Annotated in this window: 7 protein-coding genes and 2 pseudogenes; 7 read left to right on the plus strand and 2 right to left on the minus strand. The window is 56.0% G+C overall.

Translation table 11 applies throughout. From position 1 onward, the window contains the following. Positions 1-278 precede the first annotated feature (278 nt). Entirely contained in the window at positions 279-458 is a 180-nt protein-coding gene (locus ACF8MI_RS17965; protein ID WP_200929330.1) for a hypothetical protein, read from the plus strand. 672 nt (positions 459-1130) lie between these two features. Here the strand turns inward: ACF8MI_RS17965 and ACF8MI_RS17970 are convergent. Continuing rightward, complete coding sequence (locus ACF8MI_RS17970) at positions 1131-1598, minus strand: hypothetical protein (protein WP_232905569.1); 468 nt, start codon at positions 1596-1598, stop codon at positions 1131-1133. Here ACF8MI_RS17970 and ACF8MI_RS17975 point away from each other — a divergent pair. From ACF8MI_RS17975 to ACF8MI_RS17985, 3 genes and pseudogenes are all read left to right on the plus strand, one after another. Further along, a pseudogene (locus tag ACF8MI_RS17975) lies at positions 1548-1994 on the plus strand (phage minor tail protein L); the annotation flags it as partial. The gene ACF8MI_RS17970 and the pseudogene ACF8MI_RS17975 sit on opposite strands and share 51 nt — an antisense overlap. A 2-nt stretch (positions 1995-1996) precedes the next feature. Beyond that, positions 1997-2770, plus strand: coding sequence for a C40 family peptidase (locus tag ACF8MI_RS17980; protein WP_164524395.1), 774 nt, complete (start codon positions 1997-1999; stop codon positions 2768-2770). An 8-nt stretch (positions 2771-2778) separates the two neighbouring features. Beyond that, the gene (locus ACF8MI_RS17985; protein ID WP_164524396.1) at positions 2779-2922 is read left to right on the plus strand and encodes a hypothetical protein; all 144 of its coding nucleotides are present in this window, start codon (positions 2779-2781) and stop codon (positions 2920-2922) included. On the opposite strand, the gene ACF8MI_RS17990 is transcribed toward ACF8MI_RS17985, so the two are convergent. Further along, positions 2919-3116, minus strand: a complete 198-nt coding sequence (locus ACF8MI_RS17990; RefSeq protein WP_164524397.1) for a hypothetical protein — start codon at positions 3114-3116, stop codon at positions 2919-2921. The two genes, ACF8MI_RS17985 and ACF8MI_RS17990, sit on opposite strands and share 4 nt — an antisense overlap. Positions 3117-3386: 270 nt before the next feature. Between ACF8MI_RS17990 and ACF8MI_RS17995 the strand changes: the two genes are divergently transcribed. From ACF8MI_RS17995 to ACF8MI_RS18005, 3 genes and pseudogenes are all read left to right on the plus strand, one after another. Next, complete coding sequence (locus ACF8MI_RS17995; protein ID WP_164524398.1) at positions 3387-3935, plus strand: hypothetical protein; 549 nt, start codon at positions 3387-3389, stop codon at positions 3933-3935. Between the two features lie 115 nt (positions 3936-4050). Then, positions 4051-4479 carry a GIY-YIG nuclease family protein gene (locus ACF8MI_RS18000; RefSeq protein WP_164524399.1) on the plus strand — a complete coding sequence of 143 codons (429 nt, stop codon included), beginning with the start codon at positions 4051-4053 and terminating at the stop codon, positions 4477-4479. A 261-nt stretch (positions 4480-4740) separates the two neighbouring features. Next, positions 4741-5049: pseudogene (locus ACF8MI_RS18005) on the plus strand (transposase); the annotation flags it as partial. Positions 5050-5127 lie beyond the last annotated feature (78 nt).

The following is a 5127-nucleotide window of genomic DNA, read 5'->3' on the forward strand; positions in this document are numbered from 1 at the left end:
CTGGTCGATTTTGATCGACGGCCCGCTTTCAAAAGCAGCGAGGGCTGAAGTCGACCGGAAATACAGGGCTACTTCAGACCTTCCCTAAGTGCGATGGTCGTCCAGTCAAGCTAGAGAAGCGGCAACTTGACGAAAAATTTCACCGACTCCATGACCTTGGAATCAAGTATCGGCACAATTTTGCTGCCCATAGCGGTGCAGAGAAGCTAGAGGTGGCACGCGTTGTGGTGGTTGCCCCTGACAAATGGAAGAAAGGTCGAGATCTACCGTATCGAATAATGTCTGAGATCGAGCAGCCGGACTTGGTCTGGCAAGACGAGAAGGATGCTGTTGTGTGGGTGGAGTTATTTGAGCATGTTCGAGAGTTTGTGCTGAATAAAGGGCAGCAGCTGCACGACAAAATCGTCGAATCAGAAATTTTACCTAACGGTGTTGAGTCAATTTTCAAAGTTAAGTAACGATTGTGGTTATACCACATCTTTTCATTTCGAAGCGCCGCCCTCGCCGGGGAGGCGTTATCGTTGAATAGGGGAAGGCAGTGGGCCGCGTGAGCTATAGTGCGGCTCAAAAAAGGAGGCGTTATGTATTGGTTTCTAGCGGCCGTTCCGGTCTTTATTTATTGGGTTTTTCAGAATGACAGGTTGCACAACCGCACCATTCGTGAGTGCTACGAGTTAAGAGAGGAGTTGAAAGAGCTCCGGCAGCGGGTAGCTTCACTCGAAATCGATCTGGAGCGTGTCCAGTCAGGTAGGTAGTCTTGATCGTCTTCTGCTCCATCGTGGAGGGCGCTGGCGGGAAGCGCCGGGGTGGCGTACGTCGTTAAACTGGGCTAATGGTGAGGTGACCGGTATGGAGCCGGAAGCGGAGACTCTCAGTGGCAAAAAAACCAAGACTTACCAGGGCTGAGCAGCATCAAAAGAAGCATCAGTTTGACGATCTCGCTGCTCTTCTTGAGGCAACTCCGGTTGAGTACCGGGCGAAGCTCTACGAGAAGATAGAGCGAGAACGAGTAGCTGCAGCTATGGAAAAGTCAGGGAAGAAGCGCCGCGGCGGCTGGCCGTTTGTTCCCGGAAGCTTTGAGGGTGGCTCTCGCTAGTAATGAAATACCCTAGGCGGACAGCGCCGGAGGGTCAGGCGGCTTTGACCTCGCCCTGCTGGGCGACGATTGCTTTGGCCGCATGGTTGATCAGGTAAAGCCGGTTGATCAGGCTGTCGCGCGGCTTGTCGATGATGATCTCCCAGTAGTCGCAGCCCAGGCCAAGCACTTCGTGGTGCTCGCCCATGAACATGCGGGCTTGCTCGACGTAGCTGATGTCGTCGGCCTCGCTCAGGCGGTCATTCAGCGAGTCCCAGAAGTCGCGGCCATCCCCGCCATTTTCGATGGCTGCGAGATGATCTTTAATCAGCTTCCGGAGCTCGTCCCAGCGGCCGGCCTCGTGGCGTCCGCCGTCGTTGCGCATCCACTCGGGCAGGGCGCTGTACTTGTCCTCGTCGATTTGCTCGCAGACCTGGTTGCATACACCAGTCACCAGTGCAGCGCGGAAGGCTTGTGCCTGGCCTTTGATGACTTGCTCGAGTTCAAGTTGACGATGCGCCACACCATGGCGCGGTACCTGGATGCTGTGAATTTCCACGATGGCAACGCGGGAGCCGAGACTACTGAGGAAGCGATCGAGGTCTGGTACATCGACCAGAAGGTGTCGGAGAGCGGTACTGCGGTCGCCTGGGAGCTTGCCAGCCCTGGCGATGTCGGCGGCGAGACCATTGGCCGGCAGATGACCCAGCTGTGCCACTGGGCGATGACCGCCGGCTACCGCGGCCCCAACTGCGGATACACCGGGCCCTATTTTGACCTCGACGGAAATGCCACGGACGACCCGGCCAAGGACCAGTGCAATGGCTGCCTCGACACCGGATGCACAGTCCGACACGGCCAGGGCAACCAACTACCCTTCGGCGGCTTTCCGGCCGCTTCCCTGATCGCCCGGAGCTGACCATGCGCAAACACATTATTGCCGCCGTGCAAGCGCACGCGGCGGCTGAATACCCGCGTGAGTGTTGCGGGCTGATCGTTGCCATAGGCCGCTCGCGGCGGTACGTGCCGTGCGAGAACACCGCAGCTGACCCGGCTGAGGAGTTCCGGATCTCTCCTGAGGAGTACGCGGCAGCTGAAGACCAGGGCGAGGTCATCGGTATCGTGCACTCACATCCTGACGCGACCAGCCGGCCGTCGCCGCGTGACTTGGCCATGTGCGAGGCCACAGGCTTGCCCTGGTACATCCTGTCGTGGCCGGAGGGCGATCTCCGTATCGTCACGCCGACCGGTCACACTCCGCTGCTGGGGCGGCCCTTTGTGCACGGCGCCTGGGACTGCTGGCAGGTCTGCGCGGATTGGTATAAGCGCGAGTGGGGGTTGGAATTCCCGGCCTACGCTCGGGAGGAAGGTTGGTGGGAGCAAACAGACGGCCCAAGTCTTTATGAGCAGGCCTACGAGGCCGCTGGCTTCTACCAGGTCGGCCAGCCGGAGCACGGCGACATGATTGTCATGGCCGTTGGGCGAACCGCTCACCCGAACCATGCGGGTATCTACCTAGGCGCTGATGTTCAACTTCATGAGGAACATGCACCGGTGTACGGCCCTGGCCCCTTCATGCTGCACCACCTGCTTGGCAGGCCATCAGAAATAATCGTGTTCGGCGGGCCCTGGCTCGATCGGACGCGCCTTGTGTTGCGTCATCGGGACGCGAAAAGAAGCGGCAGGGCCGCATAGGAGCAATCATGAGTTCTGTTGATCAAAGGCTTCATTCGCTTCACACACAAATCAATGCGCTTGCATCGGCCATTGCTGCTCTTCAGCATCAAGTCGCGATCCTGCTGGACAAAGAGGGGCAGCGAGTAGATCCGCCGCCCACGGTAGATTAAGCGTTGGCTACCAGATGCTTGGCTGCTGCTTTTGCCAACTCACTCAGTTCGTGGAGGGTGAAAGCCTCAGGAGCCTTTCCCTCCAGGTTGATATTTACAAATACGTTGCAACCGTGTTGATCAGCCAGGCCTACCTGGGCAGAAACCGGATTGGCGCCGTAATTGATGGTGATGTTCGAAATCCGTAAAGCCATGGTTCTTCCTCTATGAAGTTGGCCCGCCAAGTCGCTCATCGACTGGCGGCACAAAGCTACTACGGCCTCGGGATGTCGGGTTACTGGCTTTTCATCCACGCTGGATGCTTGGCCAGGTTACGCGTCGGCTGCAGTCTAGCCAGTTCTGAATCGGAGAATTTTGGTTGTGAGCTGAAGGGTTGCGCGCAATTATTTGGGCTATATTGATTTCTGCACAGTGTGCTTTCGTGTGAAACCACCTTCCTACATGTTGATGCGGAGCGCGAAACTATGGCTGATAGTAGAGGCTTTGATAAGCACCATGCCAAGCTTATTGATCATTACGTCAAGGATGTGAAGAAAGGTCCTGTTGTTGGGTTGTCTGAAGTTAACGCTTTTTATGTTAGGCGTGGACATCTGGAAAGATGGGATTTAGCAGCTAATAAAATTTCCACACCGAACACTGATGACGAGATTTTAGAGAGAATCGGTGTTGTTTATTTGTTTGGTAGCAGGCAGGTGGTTTTAGCAAGCGGGCTTTGCTACGACCAGACAAAATGGGATGGCGGGCTCAAATGTCGTACGTCTTGTACAGAAATAGTTGCGGAGTTCTCGCACCCTTCGTTAGATCAAATTTGGACGGATGTGCAGGACTGTGCAAATATAGCGGCTGCCGCCGCAGGAGTCGCAGCACTTCTGAGTGGTGGTGCAGCGGCAATAGCAGCATTTAAAGCCTCATTCTACGGATGCATCACAGCAAAATGCGGGGACTGGGCAGCAGCTGTACAGATTTCGGTGTTTGGCCGTGAAAAAACCGGAAACTGGCGTTGGTGTATGTAAACGTCCTAAGATCTTGAGTGTGATGAAGCCCAGCTCCGCGCTGGGCTTTTTGCGCCTGGCCTCCGGCCAGTGGGAGCTTGTGATATCGTTTTGCCTCTAGCTATGGAGGCGTTCGATGAAGGTCAAAAATTGGGATGGCTGGGAGCCTGAGTGGCTGAAGCTCGTAGATCATTATCAAGATGCACCGGCATTGCCTGGTGTGTACATAATCTGCGCGGACCGTGCGATAGAGCGTGCAGTCGGGATTGATGAGAACGGAATCCTCACTGTCGGTGAGTCGGATAATCTGAAGCGTCGCCTGTCGGCATTTGTTCGTTGCGCAGGCTCGAAAGGATCTACTGGCCACATGGCTGGCTGGCGGTTTAGCTTTGCCTCGTTCGAAAAGATGTTTCCACTAGATACGCTTTGGGTGAGTTGGTGCCCCACCGCCGACAAGGCAGCAGCCTATGCGAAGGAGGGTGAGATGCTTGGGCTGTATCTGGCAGAGCACTACGAGTTACCGCCCCTCAACTACAAGTTCAACTGGTCTCCCCAGGAGCAGTGATCGCTGAGCCCAGCCACGCGCTGGGCTTTTGCATCTGGCGCCAACTTCAAGGTTGCGCCACTGGATTTCCATCCACGGTGGGCGGGCGGACAGGCTGCTTCAAGCGCCTTGTTTTGCGCCATCGGGAGGCAAAGTGATGCTACATTCTCGCTTTTTCAGGGAGATGGAAGCATGCGTGTACTGCTAGGGAAATCCTGAAGAAGACTTCCCGATTTTGCCAAAATGCCTGGACTCCACCTGCCGAGTTTTCCGATGTAGTAACTGACCTTCGCCCATGCCGAATACGCCGGCAAGCGTAAGCAGACCCGCAAAGAGTTGTTTCTGATCGAGATGGTTCAGGTGGTGCCCTGGAAGGGTTTGATTCCGTTGATCGGGCCGCATTACCCGAAGGGCGAAGGTGGTCGTCCGGCATATGGCGAGGCTCGTGCACCTGATTTAGAACTGGTCGGCTACAGCGATCCGGTGACGTAGGAAGCTCTGTACGAGACCACCATCCTGCGGCAATTCTCTGGACTGAGCCTGGAGCGCATCTCCGATGAATCCACCATTCTCAACTTTCGCCGTCGCCTGCTGCCCGGAGTGCGTCAGGGAAGATCTGCAAAACTTAGGTTTCTCCTATTGGCGACGAAATTGACCTGCCCGACGCTA

Origin of the sequence: Pseudomonas sp. yb_9, from assembly GCF_043103635.1 — a bacterium.
Taxonomy (GTDB): Bacteria; Pseudomonadota; Gammaproteobacteria; order Pseudomonadales; family Pseudomonadaceae; genus Aquipseudomonas; species Aquipseudomonas monteilii.